This is a genomic window from Bradyrhizobium manausense (genome assembly GCF_001440035.1).
Taxonomy (GTDB): Bacteria; Pseudomonadota; Alphaproteobacteria; order Rhizobiales; family Xanthobacteraceae; genus Bradyrhizobium; species Bradyrhizobium manausense.
Genome location: NZ_LJYG01000042.1, coordinates 35938 through 59795, shown reverse-complemented (window position 1 = coordinate 59795; position 23858 = coordinate 35938). Strand labels below are relative to the sequence as shown.

21 protein-coding genes and 1 pseudogene are annotated in these 23858 nt (G+C 64.7%); 15 read left to right on the top strand and 7 right to left on the bottom strand.

The features are described 5' to 3' along the window. Positions 1 to 826: DUF1688 family protein (locus AOQ71_RS09055; protein WP_245316814.1), on the top strand; the 826-nt coding region annotated here is incomplete at its 5' end. Between the two features lie 75 nt (positions 827 to 901). Continuing rightward, positions 902 to 1531: a uracil phosphoribosyltransferase gene (upp, locus tag AOQ71_RS09050; protein WP_057744709.1), complete on the top strand. Its 630-nt coding sequence runs from the start codon at positions 902 to 904 to the stop codon at positions 1529 to 1531. Positions 1532 to 1539: 8 nt separating this feature from the next. Here upp and AOQ71_RS09045 read toward each other — a convergent pair whose 3' ends face one another. Next, complete coding sequence (locus tag AOQ71_RS09045; protein WP_057744706.1) at positions 1540 to 2673, bottom strand: M48 family metallopeptidase; 1134 nt, start codon at positions 2671 to 2673, stop codon at positions 1540 to 1542. Between the two features lie 3 nt (positions 2674 to 2676). Then, the gene (locus AOQ71_RS09040) at positions 2677 to 3825 is read right to left on the bottom strand and encodes a YjgN family protein (RefSeq protein ID WP_205668210.1); all 1149 of its coding nucleotides are present in this window, start codon (positions 3823 to 3825) and stop codon (positions 2677 to 2679) included. A 374-nt stretch (positions 3826 to 4199) separates the two neighbouring features. On the opposite strand from AOQ71_RS09040, the gene AOQ71_RS09035 reads away from it, so the two are divergent. After that, the gene (locus tag AOQ71_RS09035) at positions 4200 to 5465 is read left to right on the top strand and encodes a cytochrome P450 (protein WP_057744703.1); all 1266 of its coding nucleotides are present in this window, start codon (positions 4200 to 4202) and stop codon (positions 5463 to 5465) included. Between the two features lie 68 nt (positions 5466 to 5533). After that, positions 5534 to 6808: a cytochrome P450 gene (locus AOQ71_RS09030; RefSeq protein ID WP_057744700.1), complete on the top strand. Its 1275-nt coding sequence runs from the start codon at positions 5534 to 5536 to the stop codon at positions 6806 to 6808. 228 nt (positions 6809 to 7036) lie between these two features. Here the strand turns inward: AOQ71_RS09030 and AOQ71_RS09025 are convergent, their stop codons facing one another. Then, positions 7037 to 7957 (bottom strand): LysR substrate-binding domain-containing protein, encoded by a 921-nt coding sequence (locus AOQ71_RS09025; RefSeq protein WP_057744697.1) that lies wholly within the window; start codon positions 7955 to 7957, stop codon positions 7037 to 7039. Between the two features lie 125 nt (positions 7958 to 8082). Here AOQ71_RS09025 and AOQ71_RS09020 point away from each other — a divergent pair, with 125 nt between their 5' ends. The 4 genes from AOQ71_RS09020 to mdlC all read left to right on the top strand — a co-directional run bounded on the left by AOQ71_RS09020 (position 8083) and on the right by mdlC (position 12999). Then, on the top strand, positions 8083 to 9252 hold the full coding sequence (locus tag AOQ71_RS09020) for an acyl-CoA dehydrogenase family protein (protein ID WP_057744694.1): 1170 nt from the start codon (positions 8083 to 8085) through the stop codon (positions 9250 to 9252). A 9-nt stretch (positions 9253 to 9261) separates the two neighbouring features. After that, the gene (locus AOQ71_RS09015) at positions 9262 to 10359 is read left to right on the top strand and encodes a CaiB/BaiF CoA transferase family protein (RefSeq protein ID WP_057744690.1); all 1098 of its coding nucleotides are present in this window, start codon (positions 9262 to 9264) and stop codon (positions 10357 to 10359) included. Between the two features lie 15 nt (positions 10360 to 10374). Further along, a complete protein-coding gene (locus AOQ71_RS09010; protein WP_057744687.1) occupies positions 10375 to 11226 on the top strand; it encodes an HTD2 family dehydratase in 852 nt (283 codons plus the stop codon). Positions 11227 to 11376: 150 nt separating this feature from the next. Then, positions 11377 to 12999, top strand: a complete 1623-nt coding sequence (gene mdlC, locus AOQ71_RS09005; RefSeq protein WP_057744685.1) for a benzoylformate decarboxylase — start codon at positions 11377 to 11379, stop codon at positions 12997 to 12999. 122 nt (positions 13000 to 13121) lie between these two features. Here mdlC and AOQ71_RS09000 read toward each other — a convergent pair whose 3' ends face one another. Both AOQ71_RS09000 and trhA read right to left on the bottom strand, forming a co-directional pair. Further along, positions 13122 to 13916 (bottom strand): SDR family oxidoreductase, encoded by a 795-nt coding sequence (locus AOQ71_RS09000; protein WP_057744682.1) that lies wholly within the window; start codon positions 13914 to 13916, stop codon positions 13122 to 13124. Between the two features lie 51 nt (positions 13917 to 13967). Beyond that, positions 13968 to 14663 carry a PAQR family membrane homeostasis protein TrhA gene (gene trhA / locus AOQ71_RS08995; RefSeq protein WP_057744802.1) on the bottom strand — a complete coding sequence of 232 codons (696 nt, stop codon included), beginning with the start codon at positions 14661 to 14663 and terminating at the stop codon, positions 13968 to 13970. Positions 14664 to 14860: 197 nt separating this feature from the next. On the opposite strand from trhA, the gene AOQ71_RS08990 reads away from it, so the two are divergent. After that, a complete protein-coding gene (locus AOQ71_RS08990) occupies positions 14861 to 16330 on the top strand; it encodes a YcjX family GTP-binding protein (RefSeq protein ID WP_057744680.1) in 1470 nt (489 codons plus the stop codon). Further along, the gene (locus AOQ71_RS08985; protein ID WP_057744677.1) at positions 16327 to 17355 is read left to right on the top strand and encodes a YcjF family protein; all 1029 of its coding nucleotides are present in this window, start codon (positions 16327 to 16329) and stop codon (positions 17353 to 17355) included. The genes AOQ71_RS08990 and AOQ71_RS08985 overlap by 4 nt, the downstream gene beginning before the upstream one ends. Here AOQ71_RS08985 and AOQ71_RS08980 read toward each other — a convergent pair. Further along, positions 17264 to 18838: a glycosyltransferase family 39 protein gene (locus AOQ71_RS08980; protein WP_057744799.1), complete on the bottom strand. Its 1575-nt coding sequence runs from the start codon at positions 18836 to 18838 to the stop codon at positions 17264 to 17266. The genes AOQ71_RS08985 and AOQ71_RS08980 overlap by 92 nt on opposite strands. 444 nt (positions 18839 to 19282) lie before the next feature. On the opposite strand from AOQ71_RS08980, the pseudogene AOQ71_RS47515 reads away from it, so the two are divergent. The 5 genes and pseudogenes from AOQ71_RS47515 to AOQ71_RS08960 all read left to right on the top strand — a co-directional run. After that, positions 19283 to 20186, top strand: a pseudogene (locus tag AOQ71_RS47515) (adenylate/guanylate cyclase domain-containing protein); the annotation flags it as partial. Between the two features lies 1 nt (position 20187). Further along, a partial coding sequence (locus AOQ71_RS47510; RefSeq protein ID WP_283809586.1) for an adenylate/guanylate cyclase domain-containing protein occupies positions 20188 to 21005 on the top strand: 818 nt, incomplete at its 5' end. A gap of 240 nt (positions 21006 to 21245) precedes the next feature. After that, positions 21246 to 22445 (top strand): SorA family sulfite dehydrogenase catalytic subunit, encoded by a 1200-nt coding sequence (gene sorA / locus AOQ71_RS08970; protein WP_057744674.1) that lies wholly within the window; start codon positions 21246 to 21248, stop codon positions 22443 to 22445. Positions 22446 to 22457: 12 nt separating this feature from the next. After that, the gene (gene sorB / locus AOQ71_RS08965; RefSeq protein ID WP_057744671.1) at positions 22458 to 22766 is read left to right on the top strand and encodes a SorB family sulfite dehydrogenase c-type cytochrome subunit; all 309 of its coding nucleotides are present in this window, start codon (positions 22458 to 22460) and stop codon (positions 22764 to 22766) included. A 195-nt stretch (positions 22767 to 22961) separates the two neighbouring features. Then, positions 22962 to 23162, top strand: coding sequence for a cold-shock protein (locus AOQ71_RS08960; RefSeq protein ID WP_008134691.1), 201 nt, complete (start codon positions 22962 to 22964; stop codon positions 23160 to 23162). A 167-nt stretch (positions 23163 to 23329) separates the two neighbouring features. Here the strand turns inward: AOQ71_RS08960 and AOQ71_RS08955 are convergent, their stop codons facing one another. Beyond that, a complete protein-coding gene (locus AOQ71_RS08955) occupies positions 23330 to 23791 on the bottom strand; it encodes an Lrp/AsnC ligand binding domain-containing protein (RefSeq protein ID WP_057744667.1) in 462 nt (153 codons plus the stop codon). Positions 23792 to 23858 lie beyond the last annotated feature (67 nt).

Below are 23858 nucleotides of genomic sequence, written 5' to 3'. Positions count from 1 at the left end.
GAGCCTCGACATGTTTGCCGGCGGGCTGTTTTCGCGCCATGCGCGCACCCCGTTCAGGGTCGATGCCGATGTGCTTGCAAAGCTGCCGCTCCCGGCACTGACGTCGGCTTTCCAGGCAAGCGATGCCAATCCGCTGCTTGGCCTGGAGGGACGCACCGATCTGCTGCAACGTCTGGGCCGGCTGGTGGCCGCGCGCGCCGACATTTTCGGCCTGCAGGACACGCCGCGGCCGGGCGGGCTGTTCGACCACATCGCGGCACAAGCCACTGATGGCGCCGTCCCCGCGCCCGTGATCCTGTCCGCGGTGCTGAACCAGCTCGGACCGATCTGGCCATCGCGGCTCGAGCTTGCCGGCGTCCCGCTCGGCGATTGCTGGCGCCATCCTGCGATCAAGACTGATGATGCCACCGCCGGCCTCGTGCCGCTGCACAAGCTGTCGCAATGGCTGAGCTATTCGCTGATCGAGCCGCTGCAGCGCGCCGGCTTCGACGTCACCGACATCGACGGCCTGACCGGGCTTGCCGAATACCGCAATGGCGGACTGTTCGTCGATCACGGGGTGCTGCGCCTGCGCGATGCCGCGGATGCTGATCGCGCGCATGCGGTGGATTCGCTTGTTGTCGTCGAGTGGCGCGCGCTGACGGTGGCGCTGCTGGATCGTGTTGCCGATCTTGTTCGCGCCAAGCTCGGCCGCACGCCGGATTCATTGCCGCTCGCCAGCATCCTGGAAGGCGGCACCTGGGCCGCGGGCCGCGCCATTGCCTTTGCGCGCCGTCCCGACGGCTCGCCGCCGCTCAAGGTGATCAGCGACGGTACTGTGTTTTAGAGCATGGAAAGAGATTTGCGACCACGCGCGTCGTTGCGAGCAATGACGGCTCGATAATTTCAGGAGCATCCGATCATGGAAGGCGTCACGATCGTCGATCATCCGCTGGTGCAGCACAAGCTGACCCTGGTGCGCGACAAATCGATCTCGACAAAGTCGTTCCGCGAGCTGATCAAGGAGATCGGGATGCTCTTGTGCTACGAGGTGACGCGCGACCTGCCGCTCACTGATACCGTGATCGAGACGCCGCTGGCGACGATGCATTCGGCCAAGATCGCCGGCAAGAAGCTGGTATTCGTGCCGATGCTGCGCGCCGGCACCACCTTCGTCGACGGCATGATGGACCTGGTGCCGACCGCGCGCGTCGCCCATATCGGGCTCTATCGCGAACCCGAGAGCTTTGCCGCGGTCGAGTATTTCTTCAAATCGCCGTCCGATCTCAGCGAGCGCCTCGCCATCGTGGTGACGCCTGTGGTCGCGACCGCCAACACGGCGGTGGCCGCGGTGGACCGGCTGAAGGAGCGGGGCGCCAAGGACATCCGCCTCGCCTGCCTGATCGCCGCACCGGAAGGGTTAGAGCGCCTGCGCGGCCTGCATCCCGACGTGCATATCTGGACCGCGGCGGTGGATGAAGGCCTCGACGAGAACGGCTTTATCCTGCCGGGCCTTGGCGATGCCGGCGACCGCGCCTACGGGACGCGGTAGTCGCGAAGCTAAATCTTCCCGCTGCCGCAGATGCCCTTCAGCGCCTGCCATTCCTTGTCCGTCAGCAGCGGCGGGCCGCTGGCGGGGCGGTCTTCCCTGGTCATGCGGGCAAGGCGATCCTCGGTGAGCGGATGGCTCGCCAGGATATTCGCAAGGCCCGAGCCGCCCTCCTTGCCGGTGATGCGGAACATCAGCTCGGCCGCGGGCTTCGGCGAGCGGCCGAGCTTGTGCATGATCTCGATCGCGAACGTGTCGGCGCCGGTCTCGGCCTCGCGCGAATAGGAGGCCTCGACCACGCTGCGCGAGGCGAAGATCACGGCGGAGGAGCCGGTGACGTCGCCGAACAACAGGCCGATCAGGAACGAGGTGCCGCCGTTGTAGATCAGGCCGCGCATGTTGTCGTGATGCTTGAGATGGCCGAGCTCATGGGCGAGGATGCCGGCGAGCTCGTCGGGAGTTTCGGCCTTGTCGAGCAAGGCACTCAGCACGTAGACCTTGCCGCCCGGCAGCGCGAACGCATTCGGCACCGAGGTTCGCAGCACACCTGCCGTCATGGCATCGTCGTCGAGGCCGGCGGCATCGCGCAGGCGGTTGACGAGCTTGCGGAACGCCGCCTGACCGGCTGCGTCGCCGCAAGCCTCGCCGCGGAAGATCGTTTTCACCTGCACCTCGGAGGCATCGCCGATGCGCCGCTCGATCGGTTTCGGCACCAGCGGCGCGAGGCGATCCGCGGCCAGCGGCACGCCGAACAGCACGACGCATACGATCGAAACGGCGGCGGCAACCGACCAGCCCACGATTTTTGCAACACCGCGACCGGTGGTCTGGTGCTCGTCGATGCGAGGGCAGCGTGCGATGAGATCGGCACTGAGCGCCGCGTCGCGAATCTCGAGCCGCGCCAGCGGCGGCGCAGATGTCGAGGTCAGGCGCAGGATGCCGGCCGGACTGTCGGCGCGGCGGATCTCGTCATAGGCCCAGCGCGTGACGGCCGGGCCTGCCTGGACGCCGCCGGGCTCGGCGATCTCGAGCGCGTCACCGAGCGTCAGGACGACCTGGCGCCGGCGGCTCGACAAGCCGTCGAAGAAGATCGCCGTCTGTCCAGGCCTGGACTCGGCGCCGGGCTCGGCGGTCACATCGCTCACGATCTAGAATCCCGCGACATCGAGACCATCGGCAAAACCTTCGCCGAGCGCGCTGGCAAGCTCGCCGCTGGCGCGGACGTCGGCCATGGCTCCGATATCGTGCACCTCGACGGTCTCCAGCACCATGGCCCAGAGATCGCGCTGGAGATAGACCCGCATGATGATGTTCATCGCAAGCGCGAGCGCGAAATAGCCGATCACCATGATCACCAACATCGGAATGCTCTTGGCGGCCTGGCCGGGTCCGAACAACTGCTCGGCCGGCACGCCGCTCAGCTTGACGGTGAGCACGGTGGCTCCGCCGAGATAGGCGCCGAACAGGATCGAGAGCAGCACCCACCAGCCGACCATCTTCCAGTAGAGGCCGTAGAAGGCGTTGTGCGGCAGCTCAGAGGACAGACTGACGCCGCCGATGCGGAGGCCGTTCAGCCACCAGCGCCATTCGCGCGCCTTGAACTCGGCATAGAGGAACGGCGCAAGCGGGAAGATCAACACCGCGATCGGAGTGAGCAGCCAGATCCACCAGCCGCGCTTGAAGAACTCCCAGCCGCTACCTTCGAAGTCGCCTTGCAGGTCGCCGAAATGCGTGTGCTGCATCTTGTAGCGCTCCAGCGACGCCTCGCGCCATGGCAGCGCCAGGCCGAGCGTCAGGAACACCAGGACGCCCCACAGCATCGCGCGGAACGAATAGGCCCAGCCGGAGCCGTCCATCCAGAAGCGCACCCCGCGCCAGACCGTGCGCGTCAGCCGGTACCGGCGCGCGCGAAAGATCGCGAACTGGCCGAAGGCGTAGAAGGAGATGAACAGCGGCGTCGAGGCAAAGCCCTGCCAGCGCTCGAACTCGATGCCGACGAGGAAATAGGCGAGATAGATCGGCATCAGGATCGCGAGCGCGAACAGAAAGCCGACCAGCAGCTCCTTGGCGCGGCCGGTGTATTCGGCAGCGTCGCCGTCGATGGACGTGTTCGACCACAAATGGCGGCGGACGTCGGTAACGAGCCAGAACCGGTAGAAGCCGAAGGTCACGAGCTCCAGCATGGCACCCTTGGTCACCATCTTGCGGAACTCGGTGCGATTGCCGGTGAAATCGACCCGTGTGGGCGGCAACGGCGGCGGGACCGGTTCGGAAGGGCCGATGGGGGTCCATTGCATGTCGTTCACGGCGGCAACCTCTGGATGCGGAGCGTTCTCGCTCAAACTATAGATCAGAGATTAGTAGATCCCCAAGATGAGCGGGTTCGATTTACCTCGATTTTGAGCGATTTCTGATAGGATTTCACTGGCTGAGCGTGCTGGAGATCACGTTCGTGGATGTCCCGTAGCCCGGATGGAGCGAAGCGCAATCCGGGGCAGCATCAATGGCGGCCAGAATCCCGGATTACGCTTGCGCTCCATCCGGGCTACGCACCTCATCTTGCGGCAAAACTGTCCCTTGCTCCGACGCACGTAACGCGTTGTAATTGTGGTTCAAATACCGCAGAGCAGAATTCACAAAAATCGCGCGGTCGACGTCAGGGAGAACGGTCATGCACGGGACCATGGAAAGCGCGGCAAAGCTCGACGCATTGCGCGAGCGCGCGTCATCGCTTCCGCTGGAGCAATTCGATCCCGGTGACCCCGAGCTGTTCAGGACCGATACGTTCTGGCCCTATTTCGACCGGCTGCGCCGCGAAGATCCCGTACACTATTGCAAGGACTCCATGTTCGGACCGTACTGGTCGGTGACGCGTTACAACGACATCATGGAGATCGAGACCAATCATGCGGTGTTCTCCTCGGCGTCGGCACTGGGCGGCATCACCATCCGCGACATCGATCCGGACCTGCGGCGCGAAAGCTTCATCTCGATGGACCCGCCGCGTCACGCCGCGCAGCGCAAGACCGTGGCGCCGATGTTCACGCCGACGCATCTGGACAATCTCGCGATCAACATCCGCAAGCGCTCGGCCGAGTGCCTGGACAATCTGCCTGTGGGCGAAGTGTTCGACTGGGTCGACCAGGTCTCGATCGAGCTGACCACCCAGATGCTCGCCGTCCTGTTCGATTTTCCCTGGGAGGACCGCCGCAAGCTGACGCGCTGGTCCGACATCGCCACCACCATTCCCGGCCCCGATGGACTCGTCGCGACCGAGGACGAGCGACAGGCCGAGCTGACGGAATGCGCGCAATATTTCGCGCGGCTCTGGAAGGAGCGCATCGAGCAGCCGCCGAAGAGCGACCTCTTGTCGATGATGGCGCACAGCGACGCGACGCGCCATATGGACGCGAAGAACTTCCTCGGCAATCTCATCCTCTTGATCGTCGGCGGCAACGACACCACGCGAAACACCATGTCGGGCTCGCTTCTCGCGCTGAGCCAGCATCCGGAGCAATACCGCAAGCTGCGCGACAACCCTGATCTGCTCGACAGCTTCGTGCCCGAGGTGATCCGCTGGCAGACGCCGCTCGCGCATATGCGCCGCACCGCGCTCACCGATTTCGAGTTCCGCGGCAAGCAGATCAAGAAAGGCGACAAGGTCGTGATGTGGTACGTCTCGGGCAACCGTGACGAAGAGGTGATCGAGAAGCCCTACGACTTCATCATCGACCGCGCCCGCCCGCGCACGCATCTGTCCTTCGGCTTCGGCATCCACCGCTGCGTCGGCCTGCGGCTTGCCGAGCTCCAGCTCAAGATTATCTGGGAGGAGATCCTGAAGCGGTTCGACCATATCGACGTGGTCGGCGAGCCGAAGCGGGTGTATTCGAGCTTCGTGAAGGGTTTGGAAACGCTGCCGGTCAAGATTGCGGCGTGAACGAAGAAGTCTCCCTTTCCCCGTTCCGACGGGGAGAGGCGAAGAAGGAACCAACCTGGAGCACCACAATGAACATCCAAGCGCCGGTTAAAGTGGACAAAGCCGAACGCATGCGGCGCGCGCGTGAGGAGGCCTATGCAACGCCGTTGTCGCAATTCCACCCCGGTGCTCCCAGGCTGTTCCAGGACGACACGCTGTGGCCGTGGTTCGAGCGGCTGCGCAAGGAAGAGCCGGTGCATTACTGCACCAACGCGCCGATCGAGCCGTACTGGTCGGTGGTGAAATACAACGACATCATGCATGTCGACACCAATCACGGCATCTTCTCCTCGGACTCGACGCTCGGCGGCATCGCGATCCGCGACGTGCCTGAGGGCTACGACTATCCGAGCTTCATCGCGATGGACCAGCCGAAGCACTCGGCGCAGCGCAAGACCGTGTCGCCGATGTTCACCCCTCAGCATCTGGACGAGCTGGCCAAGCTGATCCGCCGGCGTTCGCAGACCGTGCTGGACAATCTGCCGCGCAACGAGACCTTCAATTTCGTCGAGCGCGTCTCGATCGAGCTGACGACGCAGATGCTGGCGACCCTGTTCGACTTCCCCTGGGAGGAACGGCGCAAGCTGACGCGCTGGTCCGACGTCTCGACCGCGCTGCCCAAGAGCGGCATCGTCGCCTCGGCCGAGGAGCGCCGCCGCGAGATGGACGAGTGCTACGCCTACATGTCCAAGCTGTGGAACGAGCGCGTCAATTCCGAGCCGCGCAACGATTTGCTGTCGCTGATGGCGCACAACCCGGCGACCCGCTACATGGACCCCGACAATCTGATGGGCAACATCATCCTGCTCATCGTCGGCGGCAACGACACCACGCGCAACACCATGACCGGCTCGGTGCTGGCGCTGAACGAAAATCCCGAACAGTACGACAAGCTGCGGGCCAACCCCGCGCTGATCGACACCATGGTGCCCGAGGTGATCCGCTGGCAGACGCCGCTGGCGCATATGCGCCGCACGGCGCTGCAGGACACCGAGATCGGCGGCAAGCAGATCAAGAAGGGCGATCGCGTCGTGATGTGGTACGTCTCGGGCAACCGCGACGAGGAGATGATCGATCGCCCCAATGACTTCATCATCGACCGTGCCCGCCCGCGCACCCATCTCTCCTTCGGCTTCGGCATCCACCGCTGCGTCGGGATGCGGCTCGCCGAGTTGCAGCTGCGCATCGTCTGGGAAGAGATGCTGAAGCGGTTCGACCGCATCGAGGTGGTCGGCGAGCCCAAGCGGATCTATTCCAGCTTCATCAAGGGATATGAGACGCTGCCGGTGAGGATTCCGGGGTAGGCTCTATCATCCGTCATTGCGAGCGCAGCGAAGCAATCCAGAATCCCGCCGCGGAGAGACTCTGGATTGCTTCGCTGCGCTCGCAATGACGGGGCCTCGGGTGCAGTTGCCTGTCTCAGGCGCAGCGGCGACTCGCGGACACTCCAGCTATAAAATTCCGGCATGACAGCTCGCACAACATGCGATGGCCCGCCTACGCCCATCTGTCCTAAACCGCTCTGAAAGCATCTAACTCAGCTTGATGTCCCACACGCCGTCCTTGCGGCAGGCGGCGACCTCGTCGCGCAGGAGCGCGGTGATGGCGAGGGACGCTGTCGAAGGTGGGCGCTCGATCGGAGAGGCGAAAATGAGCTCGCGTGTCATCGGCTTGGAGACGACGGCGGTTTCCAGCCGCCCGTCGGCGACCTCGGCATGGACCGACGAGGGCGGCAGCAGCGCGAAGCCGAGGCCTTCCGCGACGAGGCTCGTCAGCACGCGGAACGAATCCGCCTCGAGCTGGACGTTGAGCTTGATCTTGCGCTGCGCGGCGGCGTGCTCGATCAGCGCGCGGAGGCCGTGGGAGTGACTGGGCAGCACCAGGCGCTGCCGCAGCAGCCAGCCGATATCGACGCTCTTCTTGCGCGAAAGGCCGCAGCCGCGCGGGCCGACCGCGACGATGTTGTCGCGCCCCAGGCTCTGGACATTGAGATGCAGATCGGCGGAGCGGCCGTACAGGATGGCGAGATCCATCTCGCCGCGATGCAGCCATTCGACCAGATGGCCGCTGTAGCTCTCGACGATGCGCAGCGAGATGCCGGGAAACGTCTCGACGCAGCGCCGCGCAAAGCGCGCCGACAGCACGCAACTCACGGTCGGAACCAGCCCGAGCACGACCTGTCCCGAGGGCGGGCCCTTGGCCGACTGGATGTCGTCGCGGATCTGGTCGATCTGCCGCACGATGCCGGAGGTGCGCGACAGCAGAAGCCGGCCGGCCTCGGTCAGCACCATGCCGCGGCCGTTGCGGGTGAACAGTTCCGTGCGCAGCTCGTGCTCCAGGAGCTTGATTTGCCTCGACAGCGCCGGCTGCGCCACGCGCAACGTGTCGGAGGCCTTGGAAAGGCTGCCGAGCTCCGCCACGCAACTGAAGGTCCTGAGCTGCCGGAAATCCATACTTGCCAATCCTGGAAGGCTACTCCACAGGCTATAGCAAATGAGCATAGGGGGCTGGCGATGTTTTCACAACGCCAGAGGATCGGCCGGCGTTATCTTGACTGCCGCACCAAACAGGAAACGCCATGAGCGAACAACACCACAGCGAAGATTACGCCGACATCCGCGAAGCCGTTGCAAAGCTCTGCGCGCAGTTTCCCGGCGAATACTGGCGCAAGCTCGATCGCGAGATGGCCTACCCGAAGGCCTTCGTCGACGCGCTGACCGAGGCCGGCTATCTCTCGGTGCTGATCCCGGAAGAGTATGGCGGTGCCGGCCTGAAGCTGTCCGCGGCGGCGGCGATCCTCGAAGAGATCCAGCGCGCGGGCTGCAACGGCGGCGGCTGTCATGCCCAGATGTACACGATGGGCACCGTGCTCCGGCACGGCAATGCCGAGCAGAAGGCAAAATATCTGCCGAAGATCGCCAGCGGCGAACTGCGGCTGCAGGCCTTCGGCGTCACCGAGCCGACCAGCGGCACGGACACCTCTTCGCTGAAAACCTTTGCGCGCAAGGAAGGCAACGACAGCTACATCGTCAACGGCCAGAAGATCTGGACCAGCCGCGCCGAGCATTCCGACCTGATGGTGCTGCTGGCGCGCACCACGCCGAAGGAGCAGGCCAAGAAGCGCACCGATGGTCTGTCCGTGTTCATCGTCGACATGCGCGAGGCCAAGAACAACGGCCTCGAGATCCGCCCGATCCGCACCATGATGAATCACGCCACCACCGAGGTGTTCTTTACCGACATGAAGGTGCCGGCGGAGAACTTGATCGGCGAGGAAGGCAAGGGCTTTCGCTACATCCTCTCCGGCATGAATGCCGAGCGCATCCTGATCGCCGCCGAATGCATCGGCGACGCCAAGTGGTTCATTGCCAAGGCCACCAATTACGCGAAAGAGCGCTCGGTGTTCGGCCGTCCTATTGGCCAAAATCAGGGCATCCAGTTTCCGATCGCCAAGGCCTACGCCTCGATGCGCGCGGCCGAACTGATGGTGAAGGAAGCGACGCGCAAATACGAGGCAGGGCTCGACTGTGGCGCGGAGGCGAACATGGCAAAAATGCTGGCGGCGGACGCGTCCTGGGAAGCGGCGAATGCCTGCATCCAGACCCATGGCGGTTTTGGCTTTGCCGAGGAATATGACGTCGAGCGCAAATTCCGCGAGACGCGGCTTTATCAGGTCGCGCCGATCTCGACCAACCTCGTGCTGTCCTATGTTGCCGAGCACGTGCTCGGCATGCCCCGCTCCTACTGAGGTCGCACCATGGGAGCATTGGACGGGATCAGGGTGATTGCGGTCGAGCAGGCGGTGGCGGCGCCGTTCTGTTCGTCGCGCCTTGCTGATGCGGGCGCGGAAGTGATCAAGATCGAACGGCCGGAGGGCGATTTCGCCCGCGGCTACGATGCGGCGGCCAAGGGCCAGAGCAGCTATTTCGTCTGGCTCAACCGCGGCAAGCAATCGGTCGTGGTCGATCTTGCCACCCAGGAGGGCCGCACTGAACTGGAAAAGCTGATCGCCAGCGCCGACGTACTGGTGCAGAACCTCAAGCCGGGCTCGATGGACAAGCTCGGCTTCTCGCGCGAGCGGCTGCTGAAGGACTATCCTAAGCTGATCTCGTGCACCATCACCGGCTATGGCGACGAGGGCCCCTACGCCCATCGCAAGGCCTATGACCTCCTGATCCAGGCCGAGAGCGGCCTCGCCTCGATCACAGGCAATCCTGATGGCGCTTCACGCGTCGGCATGTCGATCGTCGACGTCGCGACCGGCGCCACCGCGCACGCCGCGATCCTGGAGGCACTGATCGCGCGCGGGCGCACCGGCAAGGGCTGCGACATTCGCATCTCCATGTTCGACGTAATGGCGGACTGGTGCACCGTGCCGCTGCTCAATGCCGAGGCCGGCAATCCGCCGAAGCGCATGGGGCTGCGTCATCCCTCGATCGCGCCTTATGGCGTGTTCACGTCGAAGGACGGCAAGGACATTTTGATCTCGATCCAGAGCGAGCGCGAGTGGAAGACGCTCTGCGCCGAGGTGCTGGACCAGCCTGATCTCCCTGCGGATCCCCGCGTCGCCAACATGGTGGAGCGCGTGCGCAACCGCGATTTCACCGACGCAACGGTTGCGGAAATTTTCGGCAAGATGACGCGCGACGAGTTGTTGAAGCGATTGTCGGACGCCGACATCGCCTTCGCCGAGGTCAACACCATGGCCGACCTCACCAACCACCCGCATCTGCGCCGCATCGAGGTCGAGACGCCGAACGGCCGCGTCAGCTATCCCGCGCCGGCGCCTGTTATCGTCGGCGAGACGCGCTACTATGGCCCGGTGCCCGCGATCGGTGAAAATCCCAGGAAGTAACAAGAGCGAGGCATCATGACCGGGAAGCTCGACATCGATCACCTCAGGCAATGGATCGGACGCAGCTCCGAGGCCACAGACATCGTCACCGCGCAGCTCGTCAAAGGGCTGCGCGCGACGCTGTTCCAGGAGATCGGCGAACCAAAGGCGGGGGATGCGGCGCCGTTCACGGTGCATTGGTGCCTGGCGCAGCCGGTCTTTCCAATGTCGATGCTCGGGCCCGACGGCCACCCGACCCGCGGCGGCTTTCTGCCCCCGGTGCCGTTGCCGCGCCGGATGTGGGCCGGCGGCGAGATCGAGTTCCTGCAACCGCTGCGCGTCGGCGATGAATCGACCCGGACCTCACGCATTGCCGACGTGCAGGTGAAGACAGGATCGACCGGCACGCTCTGCTTCGTCTCGGTCGAGCATATCGTCACGTCCCCGCGTGGCATTGCCATTCGCGAGCGGCAGGACATCGTCTATCGCGAGGTGACGGGCAGCGCGCCGACGGCTGCGAAGGCGCCGGCTCCGCCGCCGAAGGCGCAGCATCGGACGACGCACCTCTCCGATCCCGTGCTGTTGTTTCGTTACTCCGCGCTGACCTTCAACGGTCACCGCATCCATTACGACCGCGACTACGTCACCAAGGTCGAGGGCTATCCGGGCCTGATCTTTCACGGCCCGTTGCAGGCGGCGCTGATCATCGAGATGGCGGCGAAACTTCGAGGCGGCTCGGCGCCGAAGAAATTCACCTATCGCGGCGTGCAGCCGCTGTTCGAGGGCGGCGAGTTTTCCGTCAACGCCAACGAGACCGAGGCGGGCATGGAGTTGTGGACCGCGAATGCGGAAGGCCAGCCGACGATGAAGGGGACGGCGGTGTGGTAAGCCATCCCTGCCTCCTCCTCGTCATTGCGAGCGCAGCGAAGCAATCCAGAATCCCTCCGCGGAGGCAGTCTGGATTGCTTCGTCGCAAGGGCTCCTCGCAATGGCGGGGTGAGGCTGCTAGCTTCTATGAACAACAGGGCACGGAAACCAATGGCCAAAAACGGCAAGACCGGCAGCAAGTCCGTCACCGTCAAGCAGGCGACGCTCGACCTGCTGCGCGCCTTCGGCATCACAAAAGTGTTCGGCAATCCCGGTTCGACCGAGCTGCCGTTCCTCTCCGACTGGCCTGACGACATCGACTATGTGCTGGCGCTGCAGGAGGCCTCCGCCGTGGGCATGGCCGACGGTTATGCGCAGGCAACCCGCAATGCGGGCTTCGTCAATCTGCATTCGGCCGCCGGCGTCGGCAACGCGCTCGGCAACATCTACACCGCGCATCGCAACCAGACGCCGCTGGTGATCACCGCCGGCCAGCAGGCGCGTTCGATCCTGCCGCTGCAGGCCTTCCTCTATGCCGAGCGCGCCTCGGAGTTTCCGCGGCCCTATGTGAAGTACAGCGTCGAGCCGGCGCGGCCCGAGGACGTGCCGGCCGCGATCGCGCGGGCCTATTACACCGCGATGCAGCCGCCCTGCGGGCCGACCTTCGTGTCGATCCCGATCGACGACTGGACGCACGCAACGCCACCGGTCGAGGCCCGCAGGGTCAGCCGCGAGATCGGGCCCGAGCTAGATGCGATGAAGGCGCTGGCCGCCGCGCTCGCTATCGCAAAGCACCCTGCCCTCGTCGTCGGCCCTGGTGTCGATCGCGCCGGCGCTGTGGACCTGATGGTGCGGGTTGCCGAGAAGGCCAAGGCGAGCGTCTGGGTCAGCCCGTTCTCGGCGCGCTGCTCGTTCCCCGAGCGGCATCCGCAATTCGCGGGCTTCCTGCACGCCTCGCCGGCGCAGCTCTCCGATGCGCTGCGCGAGCACGATCTCGTCGTCGTGATCGGCGCGCCCGTTTTCACCTTTCACGTCGAGGGCCATGCCGCGATCTTCGATGGCGGCGCCACCATCTTCCAGATCACCGATGATCCGGATGCGGCCGCGGTGACCCCATCAGGCACCAGCATCATCGCGACGATGAAGCCCGCCCTCACCGCGCTGCTCGACCTGCTGCCGGAAAGCCAACGCGCGGCGCCAAAGGGACGCACACTGCCGCCGGCGCCACAGGCCGCCGATCCGCTGCCGGTCGAGTTCCTGCTGCACGCGCTGTCCCAGGCGATGCCGGAGGGCGCGTCACTCGTCGAGGAAGTGCCCTCACACCGCCCGGCGATGCAAAAGTTTCTGCCGATGCCCGGCCAGGATAGTTTTTACACGATGTCGAGCGGCGGCCTCGGCTATTCGCTGCCCGCCGCCGTCGGCATGGCGCTCGGCAAGCCGAAGCAGCGCACCGTTTGCCTGATCGGCGATGGCTCGGCGATGTATTCGATCCAGGCGCTGTGGACCGCCGCTCAGCGCAAGCTGCCGCTGACCATCGTCGTCATCAACAATTCCGGTTACGGCGCGATGCGCTCGTTCAGCCAGGTGATGCAGGTGCGCAACGTGCCGGGGCTGGAGCTGCCGGGCATCGACTTCGTCCGGCTCGCGGAGGGGATGGGTTGCCATGCGGTGCGGGTGAGCAAGGCCGCGGAGCTGGGCGCGGCGCTGAAGCGCGGGATGACGTTTGAGGGCACGAGCCTTGTGGAGGTCGTCGTGGATTCGGCGGTGCCCGTGCTGTACGGGCAGAAGCATTGACAGTGCCGTAGCCCGGATGGAGCTGCATCTACAATGTCATTCCGGGGCGATGCGCAGCATCGAACCCGGAATCCCGAGATTCCGGGTTCGGTCCTGTGGACCGCCCCGGGATGACCTGACGGTCACTTCCCGAACTCCTCCCGCATCTTGGCCTGGATCTTGGCCATGCCGCCGATCCAGCGGTCGTAGTTCTCGGTCTTCTTGCGCATGTAGCCGAGCACTTGCGGGTGCGGCAGGATCAGGAACGTCTCCTGCTCGAGGCCGGCGAGCACGTCCTTCGCCACCTGCTCGGGCGTGAGGTCGCCGTCGCCGGATTGCGGGCCCTTCGGGATCGAGCGCAGCATGTTGGTGTCGACGCCCTGCGGGCAGAGGATCGAGACCTTGATGTTGTCGGCCTTGTGCGAGATCGCGAGGTTCTCGGCAAAGCCCACCGCGGCGTGCTTGGTGGTGGAGTAAGCCGGACTGCCGACCTGCGACAGCAGGCCCGCGGCCGAGATGGTGTTGAGGAAATAGCCGCCGCCGCGCGCCTTCATGCGGGGGATCAGATGCCTGGCAGCATAGACATGCGCCATGACGTGGATCGCCCAGCTGCGCTGCCACGGCTCGTCGGAGGCGCCGCCGGCGTTGACCGACATCGGATCGAAGCCGCCGCCGATGCCGGCGTTGGAGCAGAACAGATCAATGGGCCCGAACTGCCGCTCGCTCTCCTCGATGACGTGGGCGATCTCCTTTTCCTGCGCGACGTCGCATCTGAACGCCGCGCCGTCGACCGTGGCGGCGACGGCGCGCGCGTTGGCGGCATCCATGTCCGCAACCACGACCTTGGCAGCACCCGCCTTGTGAAAGGCCTCGCACAGCGCCTTGCCGATGCCGTTGGCGCCGCCCGTGACGACCACGACCTTGCCGGTCACCTGCATGCGACGTCTCCTCTTGTCTTTATTGGTATTATCCCGCGTCGCGGGACGTGCTCAGTTCAGCACGAGGTCGAGCACGGCCGTATAATGGCATGCCGCGCCGGCCAAGACAAAGCCGTGCCAGATCGCGTTCTGGAAACGCAACCGCCGCCAGGCGTGGAAGATCACGCCAAGACTGTAGAGCAGGCCGCCGGCAAGGATGAAGCCCAGCGCGAGCGCGGGCAGCGCCTGCACCACGGGTCTGTAGAGCATCACGCCGCTCCAGCCCATGACGAGATAGATGCCGACCGAGACACGATCAAACCGGCCGGGGCAGAATAGCTTCAGCACGATGCCGAGAATTGCGACGCACCAGACGCCCGCGAGCAGCACCAGCGCGAACGCGCTGTCCCTCACCTCCAGAATGAACGGCGTGTAGGTCGCGGCGATCAGAAGATAGATCGCGGAATGATCGAGGCGGCGCAGCAGCCATTTGGCGGGCGAGACCGGCCAGAGATTATAGGTCGCGGACAGCACCAGCATCGTGAGCAGACCCGCGACATAGATCGAGACGCCGACGATATCGGCGGTATCGGCATAGACCGCCGCCAGCACCACCAGCACGGTGGCAGCAATGATGCCTGCGAGCACGCCGATTCCATGGATGATGCCGTCGGCGATCAGCTCGGCGCGGTCGTAATTCCAGCCGATCACGTCGGCCGCGGCGTGGACGGAGCTGGATGCGAGCTGTTTCAATCTGAACACGGTCATGGCCATCCGCAACGTGAAGTGGTGCCCTGTGCTATGGGTCTTTCGGAACCAGCGCGTCGTTCAACCGGCTAATCGCCGACAAAGGCGGTGGAAGTATGAAGCTTGATTTTCCCCACTTAATTGCCACTTTTGTGAACAGCTTCACTGTTCTGCCCGCCCGAGATCGCTCGCCTCCAACATCCCTGCGTTAAGTCAAGATGGCATTCAGTTTCCAGGATATGGTCGAGGAGGCGCGCCTGTCGGCCCGGGCGCTGATCGACTATGGCGAGCACTTCTTCAATCCGACGGTGCGTCTTGGTGTCACCGGCCTGTCGCGCGCCGGTAAGACCGTATTCATCACCGCGCTGATCCACGGGTTGACGCGCGGCGGCCGGTTTCCGGTGTTCGAGGCCTATTCATCGGGCCGGATCGCGCGGGCGCATCTGGCGCCGCAGCCTGATGATGCCGTGCCGCGCTTCTCCTACGAGAGCCATCTGCGCGCACTGATCGAGGAGCGGCGCTGGCCGAGCTCGACCGTCGACATCAGCGAGCTACGTCTCGTCATCGACTACCAGCGCCAGAACGGCGCGGACCGCACGCTGACGCTCGACATTGTCGACTATCCCGGTGAATGGCTGCTCGACCTGCCCCTGCTGCAGAAAAGCTACCAGCAATGGTCGTCGGAGAGCCTGGCGCTGTCGCGCGAGACGCCGCGCGCGCATCTCGCCGCCGATTGGCACGCGCATCTGGCGACGCTGAAACCCGAAGCCCGCGAGGACGAGCAGGCAACGCTCACGGCTGCAAAGCTCTTCACAAAATATCTGCGTGCCTGTCGCGACGAGCGCTTCGCCATGAGCCTGTTGCCGCCCGGCCGCTTTTTGATGCCCGGCAGTCTCGCCGATACGCCGGCGCTGACCTTCGCGCCGCTCGACGTGCCCGCAGCCGGACAAGCGCCCGAGGGATCGCTGTGGGCGATGATGGTGCGCCGCTTTGAAGCCTACAAGGACATTGTGGTGCGGCCGTTCTTCCGCGATCATTTTGCCCGGCTCGACCGCCAGATCGTGCTGGCCGACGCGCTCGCCGCGTTCAACGCGGGGCCCGAAGCGCTGCACGACCTTGAAGCGGCGCTAGCAGGCATTCTCGATTGCTTCAATATTGGCCGCAGCACCTTCCTCTCCAGCCTGTTCAGGCCGCGCATCGACCGCATCCTGTTCGCGGCGACGAAAGCGGACCATCTGCATCATTCCAGCCACGACCGCCTCGAGGCCGTGCTGCGCCGCGCGGTCACCCGCGCCGTCGCGCGTGCCGAAGACACCGGCGCTGCTATTGATGTGGTGGCACTCGCCGCCGTCCGCGCCACGCGTGAGGCGCAGGTTGCACATGGCCGCGATAAATTGCCCTCGATCCTGGGCACGCCGGCCGCGGGCGAGAGCGCCAACGGCGAGTTCTTCGACGGCAACACCGAGGTCGCGACCTTTCCTGGCGATCTGCCTGATGATCCCGAACCACTGTTCAACGGCACCGATGCGTTCCGAGGCCTCGCCACCGAAGCCGCCGAAAAGAGCGATTTCCGCTTCCTGCGCTTCCGCCCGCCCAAGCTCGACCACGAGGGGACGGACGAGCCGGCGCTGCCGCACATCCGCCTCGACCGTGCCTTGCAGTTCCTGATCGGAGACAAGCTCGCATGAACGACCGCTCGAAGCCACGGCGGCCGGCGACGTTCCGGCTCGACGATCCCGATGTCATCGTCACCGAAGCCGACGAGACCAGCCGGCTCGGCCGCGCCACGATCCAGATCACGCCGGAGCACGATCCGCAGGCCCTGCCGGTGCCGATCGAAACGGCGCTCCCCGTGCGGCGCGGCTTTCGCTGGGGCGCGCTGTTCTGGTCCGGCGTCGCCGGCCTCACGCTGCTCGGCACCGGACTCGGCGTGGTGCGTCTGATCGAGGATCTGTTTGCGCGCAATGAAAGCCTCGGCTTTATCGGGCTTGCGCTCGCGTTCGTCACCATGCTGGCACTCGCGGTTGTGATCGGCCGCGAGGCGTTCGGGCTGGCGCGATTGGCGACGATCGAAAAACTGCACGCGCGCGCCGCAGGTGTGCTGTTAAGCGACGATCGCAAGGAGAGCCGCGCCATCGTCAAGGATCTGATCGCGATCGCGCACCAGAATCCGCAGCTCGCGCGCGCCCGTGCCGCGCTGGAAAGCCACGGCGGCGAGATCATCGACGGCGCCGACATGATCCGGCTCGCCGAGCGCGAATTGATGTCGCCGCTGGATGCGGAGGCGCGGCGGCTGGTATCGTCGGCCGCGCAGCGCGTGTCGATCGTCACGGCGGTGTCGCCGCGCGCGCTGTTCGACGTGCTGTTCGTGTTCGTGGCTTCGCTCCGCCTGATCCGCCAGCTTGCCCGGCTCTATGGCGGCCGGCCCGGCGCGCTCGGCATGATCCGCCTGCTTCGCCACGTCATCGCCCATCTCGCCATCACCGGCGGCCTCGCCGCCAGCGACAGCCTGGTGCAGCAGATGCTCGGCCACGGGATCGCAGCAAAGCTGTCGCAGCGGCTCGGTGAAGGCATGCTCAACGGCCTGCTGACGGCGCGGCTGGGCCTGGCCGCGATCGACGTTACGAGGCCGCTGCCGTTCGCCGCGCTGCCGCCGCCGAAACTGTCGGACCTGGCGACGGATTTGTTGCGAAAGAAAGAGGACGAGGACTAGCCCTTAGAGCCAGCACGCGCCACTGAAACAGCGGCGAGTCCTTTGGCGGGGTGAGCTCCGGGGTCCATCCGGTGAGCTTGTCGAGGGTATAGGTGTCGGTCAGGACACCGCGCCAGCGGCGCTCGACCTGGCCAAGCGGCTCGCGCCTGGCGGGGATCGTCGCCCACAGCGATGAACGATCATCGGGCTGGCGGCCGATATAAAGTCCCGCATGGTCTTCGATCCTGTCCATGCCGGGATCGCGAAAATCCTGGAAGCGGCCGCGCTCGTTGATTTCCACCACGGGCACGCGCCCCCTGAACAGCCAGCGCATCATGGCGTAGGTGCGGTAGTCCGTGGTCGCGATCCAGGTTGCACCGGTCTCATCGAGCGCGGCCTGCGCACGCGCGGCGACCTGCTCAAAGCCGGCCTCGGCGCCGATCGGATCCATCCTGCCGAGGAAATTCCAGGGCGCGGCGACGTAATAGAGGAACACGATCACGACGAAGGCGATCCCCGACACCAGCGCCGTGTTCACCCAGAACATGCCCGAGCGGATCGCCCGCGTCGACCAGCCTTCTCCAGGCATCATCGCAAGGTTCACCGCGGCGGCCGCGAAGCCAACCGGCCACATGAACATCGGCCAGGTGTCGCCGACCCTGAGCGTCAGCGACTTGAAGAAGAAATAGACGAACGGCACCAGCACCGCCGTCGACAGCAGGATCGCAACCGGCTCGCGCGAGCGATAGCCGCGCCACGCCGTCATCACCAGACCGGACAGCACCACCGGCAGCATGACGAAACCGACGAGGCCGAATTGCAGGCCGATATAATCGCCGAGGGTGCGCAGCGAAATGCCGTAATTGGCGGTGGCGCGCACGCCCTGGAAACGGAACGAGGCCCAGTCGTGCTGCGCGTTCCAGATCAGGACCGGCGAGAACACGGCGAATGCGATCAGCAGCGCAAGGTAAGGATACGGGCTGCGCAGCCAGCGCCAGCGCCACTCCGGCACCAGCAGAAAGGCGGCGACCGCAGGCGCGAACATGACGACGGTGAATTTCGACAGCAGCGCCAGGCCGGCGAACAGGCCGGCCGCGAGCCACCAGCGGCCGTCGCCGCTTTGTGCAAGTCGCACCAGCGACCACATCATCGCCACCGCGAACGGGATCATGGCGACGTCGGGCGCGACCTTGGCCATCAACAGGCCGTAATAGAGCGCGGCCTCCGGCATCAGCACCGCAATCGCGATCGCGCGCGCATCATGGGTGAGGCGGCGGACGATGTCGGCAAGCAGGCACTGCGTCACCAGCATCGCGACGATGCCACCGAAGCGGACGCCGAGCGCGGTGTCACCGAAAATGAGGGTCCCGAAGCGGATAAGCCAGGCGATGCCGGGCGGATGATCGAGGAAGCTCAGCGCTCCCTCCTTCGACCAGGTCCAGTAATAGGCCTCGTCGGTGCGCAGCTCGATGGCGGAGGCATAGACCATGCGCAGCACGGTCATCGCAGCGATCACCAGCGCGGCCACGATGAGCAGCCGGCGCGATGCGCCATCGGGTTTTGCGGTGATGTCGAGAGCGGGCGTCACGGCCGCGCTTTTCCCCGACTTGGGAGGGGGAGTCAATGTGGCCACCGGTGCGGTGTGTGCCGTCTCGCAACAACCGTAGAACCCGTGGGGTGGACAAAGGCGCTCGTGCGCCGTGCCCACCATTTTCCCTTACCTCCAATGGTGGGCACGCTTCCGCCTTCGCTCTTCGAGCTGCGGCTGAAGCTTTGCCCACCCTACAATACGTGTCCGGGACGACAGAGCGCCTTTGCCCACCCTACGCATGCCGCGAATGCTTACCCTTACGTAACCTTGCCGCGCATGTGATCGGAGGATCCGATCAAGGGCGGAATTTAACTCTCCGCTGGCTGTTCTCATCGGTGAACTGGTACAACCCGAATCATGGCCACGACCGCGCTTTCACGATTGCCCGAACTCGTCCGTTCGACCAGCGCGCGGCAGGTGCGGCTGCTCTGCGGCGTCATCCTGTTCGCTTACGTGGTCAGCCATTTCCTCAACCATGCGCTCGGCAACATCTCGGTCGATGCCATGCAGGTCGGGGTCTACTACCACACCGCGTTCTGGCAGTTCCTCCCCGTGACGATCCTGTTCTATGGCGCGGCGCTCACCCATATGGGTCTCGGCGTCTACGCGCTGTACCAGCGCCGTCAGTTCCGCTGGCGGACGATCGAGCCGCTGCAGCTGGTGCTGGGACTGAGCATCCCAGCGCTGGTGATGGCGCATGTGATCGGCATCCGGCTGGGCCAGGCGCTGTACGGCCACGAGAAGCTCTATCCGCAGGAGCTCTATCTGTTCTTCGTCGCGGCGCCCGGTCGGCTTTGGACGATGACGATCCTGCTGATCGTCGCCTGGGTCCACGGCTGTATCGGCATCTATTTCTGGCTGCGGCTGAAGCCGTTCTTCGCTCGTGTGGCGCCGTACCTGTTGGCGGCTGCCGTGCTGATCCCGACGCTGGCGCTGCTCGGCATCTACCAGGGTGGCCGCAGTGTCGCCGCCGACAGCGAGGACGGCGATTGGCGCCGGCAAAATTACACGCAGCGCGAGGTCGGCACTTTCGCACAGGCCGATACGCTCGACCGCATCACCGGTGGACTGACGATCGGTTATTTCGGCCTGCTCGGGCTGGTGATGCTCGCACGCGGGGTGCGCGGCTGGCGCGAGCGGCGCGGCGGCATGATCTCGCTGTCCTACGGCAACGGCAAGACGGTGCGAGTCCCGAAGGGCCTCTCCGTGCTGGAAGCGAGCCTGCGCCACAACGTGCCGCATGCCAGCGTCTGTGGCGGCCNCCTGCCGCATCCGCATCATCGGCGACCACGGCGCGCTGCCCGAGCCCTCGCAGCGCGAGGCCTTCGTGCTGGCCCGCGTCGGTACCGCCGATCCCTCGATCCGGCTTGCCTGCCAGCTGCGGCCGAACTGCGACCTCTCCTTCTTCCAGCTGTTCATGCCGCACACGCTAGCGGCCAATGCGCAGGCGTCCTCGCCGGCACGAATTGGCCAGGAGCGCTATCTCGTCAGCCTGTTCGTCGACATGCGCGGCTCGACGCAGCTGGCCGAGAAGCGGCTGCCCTTCGACACCGTCTTCATCGTCAATCGTTTCCTGGGCGCGGTATCGCAGGCCGTGATCGAGAATGGCGGCCAGCCGAACCAGTTCGTCGGCGACGGCATGCTGGCGCTGTTCGGCTTGACCTGTGATCCGCAAACCGCCTGCCGGCAGGCGCTCAAGGCCGTCGCCGGCATTGCGACCCATGTGGACGAGCTGAACGAGCTCCTGAGCCACGATCTGCGCCAGCCGATCCGCTTCGGCGTCGGCGTCCATGGCGGCGAGGTCATCATCGGCGACATCGGCTATCGCGACCACATCGTCTTCACCGCGCTCGGCGATGCCGTGAACGTTGCCGCCCGGCTCCAGGACATGACGAAAACGCTTCAGTGCGAGGCGATCGTCTCGGACGAGGTCCGCCGCACTGCCGGTCTTCACGAGGATGCGCTGCCGAACCAGGAGGTCGCGATCCGCGGTCGCGACGAGCCGATGATGGTGCGGGTGGTCGTGGACACCAGGACATTGTCCGCGGTCGTCGCCGGCGGCGAACGCGTCGCGGCCTGATGCGAGCCATGCGGAAGGTGCGCTCCCTCTCCCGCTCTTGTCCGCCGAAGCCTTGGCGAAGGCGGATGCGGGAGAGGTGAAGAAAAAAGAAGCATCTCGCCCAACACCGCCCTGCTGCAACGCAGCGGCATGGGCTTGCTGCGAAAGCACGAATTGACTTCATATGACTCGTTGCGACAGATGAGCGCGGGTGTTGCGGTGATGACCGCGAGCCAACGAAAGCTCCGGGAGGAGACCTGAATGTTCGACCGACGCGACCTGCTCAAAGGAGCGGGCCTTGCCGCCATGGCGGCCACACTGAATTCCACCAAGGCGCTGGCCCTCGACACCGTCACCCTGCCGTTCGCCAATGGCGAGCGGCCGCTGGTGAAATATCCGCAGAAGCGGCCGATGATCGGCCTCACCAGCCGCCCGCCGCAGTTCGAGACGCCGTTTGCGATCTTCAATGACGGCCCGATCACGCCGAACAACGCGTTCTTCGTGCGTTATCACCTGGCTGATCTCCCCTACAATCTCGACCCTGACAAGTTCACGCTCGAGGTCAAGGGCAAGGTCGACAAGCCGCTGAAACTGTCGCTGAAGGACATCAGGACGATGAAGGCGACCGAGATCGTCGCCGTCAACCAGTGCTCCGGCAACAGCCGCGGCTTCTCCGAGCCGCGCGTCGCCGGCGGCCAGCTCGCCAATGGCGCGATGGGCAATGCGCGCTGGCGCGGTGTGCCGCTCAAGACCGTGCTCGACATGGCCGGCGTGCAGGCCGGTGCCAAGCAGGTCGTATTCGGCGGCATGGATGGCCCGGTCAGCGACAAGACGCCCGACTTCACCAAGGCGCTCGATCTCGCGCACGCCACCGATGGCGAGGTGATGCTGGCCTATGGCATGAATGGCGAGGATCTGCCGTTCCTCAATGGTTTCCCGCTGCGCCTGGTGGTGCCCGGCTATTACGGCACCTACTGGGTCAAGCACCTCAACGAGATCACCGTCATCGACAGCGTCTATGACGGCTTCTGGATGAAGTCGGCCTACCGGATTCCGGACACCCCGGACAATTCGGTCGAGCCCGGCACGACACCGAAGGCGACGATCCCGATCAACCGCTTCACCATCCGCTCCTTCATCACCAGCGTGACCGATGGCGCCAGGCTGAAGGCGGGACGCACGACGCTGCGCGGCATCGCCTTCGACGGCGGCAAGGGCATCAAGGACGTCCAGGTCTCCACCGATGGGGGCAAGACATGGACCTCGGCCAGGCTCGGCAAGGATCTCGGCAATTACTCGTTCCGCGAATGGAAGCTGCCGGTGAAGCTCGCCGCCGGCCAGCTTGAGCTCAAGGTGCGCGCCACCAGCAATTCCGGCGAGACGCAGCCGGACACACCGCGCTGGAACCCCGCGGGTTATTTGCGCAACGTCGTCGAAACCACCCGCGTCACCGTCGCCTGAGGAAGAATGATCATGCAGCGCACCGTTCTCCTCGCCACCATGCTTGCATTTGTCACTGTGGTGGGCCCGACCCTTGCCGCGCCGGTCAATTACAAGACGCCGGATGAGGTCGCGACCTTCAAGCCGGGGCCCAATCTCGAGGTGGTTCAGGGCAATTGCGCCGCCTGCCACTCGGCAGACTACATCGCCACGCAGCCGCCGATGAAGGACAAAAAAGCGTTCTGGCAGGCCGAGGTGACCAAGATGATCAAGGTCTATGGCGCGCCGATCGACGATGCCGATGTCGGCAAGATCGTGGACTATCTGGCCGCGACTTATTGACGGCATCGGGCTCAATTGACCGCGAAACGGGCAAATCAGCCAAAAACGCCGCGAAGTTGAGCGAATTTGGCAAAATGCGGATGTGGTTTGATCTACCAAGCCCGCCACATTCCGCGTATCCTGTAGGACCGAACCGGCCGGTTGGCGGGGACTGGCGGTTCGTGATCTCGGAGGAAGACCCGCGGAGAAGTCGTGATGGCTAAAGGTACGGTCAAGTGGTTCAACCCGACCAAGGGTTATGGATTTATCCAGCCTGCGTCGGGCGGCAAAGATGTGTTCGTGCATATCTCGGCAGTGCAGAAAGCCGGTCTGTCGTCCCTGAATGAAGGACAGACGGTGGAATACGAAGAGATCGCAAACCGGGGCAAGACTTCCGCAGAGAACCTCAAAGTATAAGCCGCCAGCTTTTGCTGCCTCCCGGATCTGTCCGGGAGTGAGGCCAAGAAAATTTCGAAGACGATCCGTGCATTCGACGACAGGCGTTGCGATTGCGCGCAGAGGGCTATTGGCCTCGAGAGATCGCCGATCGACGCCGCAGCAACGACAATCGCGACCGCATGTGGTCAGCCCACCGGCAACGGTGCGTCGCGCTTGATCTCCTCCATCACCGCATAAGTGCGCGTCTCGCGCACGCCCGGCATCGACAGCAAGGTCTCGCCGAGGAAGCGCCGATACGCGGTCATGTCGGCGAGCCGCGCCTTCACCAGATAGTCGAAGCCGCCTGCAACCATGTGACACTCCAGCACTTCGGGCGCGAGTTTGACCGCGCGCGCAAAGCGCTCGAAATTCTCCGGTGTGGTCTTGTCGAGCAGCACCTCGACGAACACGAGCAGGCCGAGGCCAAGCCGGTGCGGATTGAGCCGCGCCCCATAGCCTTCGACAAACCCCTCGCGCTGCAGGCGCTTCAGCCGCTCGCCGATCGAGGTCGGCGACAGGCCGATGCGCTCGGCGAGCTCGACATTGGCGATTCGCCCATCTTCCTGCAAAATCGAGAGGATTCTCCGGTCGATACGATCAAGTTCCATATTTTATCTGGCCAGAGTGCCTATCATCTTCATTTCTTAAGGCAAAATGGCTATCTTGTCTATCGAA

Coding starts and splice junctions, on each gene's coding strand:
- upp (WP_057744709.1), top strand. CDS start 902: ATGGAAGGCGTCACGATCGTCGATCATCCGCTGGTGCAGCACAAGCTG.
- AOQ71_RS09040 (WP_205668210.1), bottom strand. CDS start 3,825: ATGCAATGGACCCCCATCGGCCCTTCCGAACCGGTCCCGCCGCCGTTG.
- AOQ71_RS09035 (WP_057744703.1), top strand. CDS start 4,200: ATGCACGGGACCATGGAAAGCGCGGCAAAGCTCGACGCATTGCGCGAG.
- AOQ71_RS09030 (WP_057744700.1), top strand. CDS start 5,534: ATGAACATCCAAGCGCCGGTTAAAGTGGACAAAGCCGAACGCATGCGG.
- AOQ71_RS09025 (WP_057744697.1), bottom strand. CDS start 7,957: ATGGATTTCCGGCAGCTCAGGACCTTCAGTTGCGTGGCGGAGCTCGGC.
- AOQ71_RS09020 (WP_057744694.1), top strand. CDS start 8,083: ATGAGCGAACAACACCACAGCGAAGATTACGCCGACATCCGCGAAGCC.
- AOQ71_RS09015 (WP_057744690.1), top strand. CDS start 9,262: ATGGGAGCATTGGACGGGATCAGGGTGATTGCGGTCGAGCAGGCGGTG.
- AOQ71_RS09010 (WP_057744687.1), top strand. CDS start 10,375: ATGACCGGGAAGCTCGACATCGATCACCTCAGGCAATGGATCGGACGC.
- mdlC (WP_057744685.1), top strand. CDS start 11,377: ATGGCCAAAAACGGCAAGACCGGCAGCAAGTCCGTCACCGTCAAGCAG.
- AOQ71_RS09000 (WP_057744682.1), bottom strand. CDS start 13,916: ATGCAGGTGACCGGCAAGGTCGTGGTCGTCACGGGCGGCGCCAACGGC.
- trhA (WP_057744802.1), bottom strand. CDS start 14,663: ATGACCGTGTTCAGATTGAAACAGCTCGCATCCAGCTCCGTCCACGCC.
- AOQ71_RS08990 (WP_057744680.1), top strand. CDS start 14,861: ATGGCATTCAGTTTCCAGGATATGGTCGAGGAGGCGCGCCTGTCGGCC.
- AOQ71_RS08985 (WP_057744677.1), top strand. CDS start 16,327: ATGAACGACCGCTCGAAGCCACGGCGGCCGGCGACGTTCCGGCTCGAC.
- AOQ71_RS08980 (WP_057744799.1), bottom strand. CDS start 18,838: ATGACCGTGCTGCGCATGGTCTATGCCTCCGCCATCGAGCTGCGCACC.
- sorA (WP_057744674.1), top strand. CDS start 21,246: ATGTTCGACCGACGCGACCTGCTCAAAGGAGCGGGCCTTGCCGCCATG.
- sorB (WP_057744671.1), top strand. CDS start 22,458: ATGCAGCGCACCGTTCTCCTCGCCACCATGCTTGCATTTGTCACTGTG.
- AOQ71_RS08960 (WP_008134691.1), top strand. CDS start 22,962: ATGGCTAAAGGTACGGTCAAGTGGTTCAACCCGACCAAGGGTTATGGA.
- AOQ71_RS08955 (WP_057744667.1), bottom strand. CDS start 23,791: ATGGAACTTGATCGTATCGACCGGAGAATCCTCTCGATTTTGCAGGAA.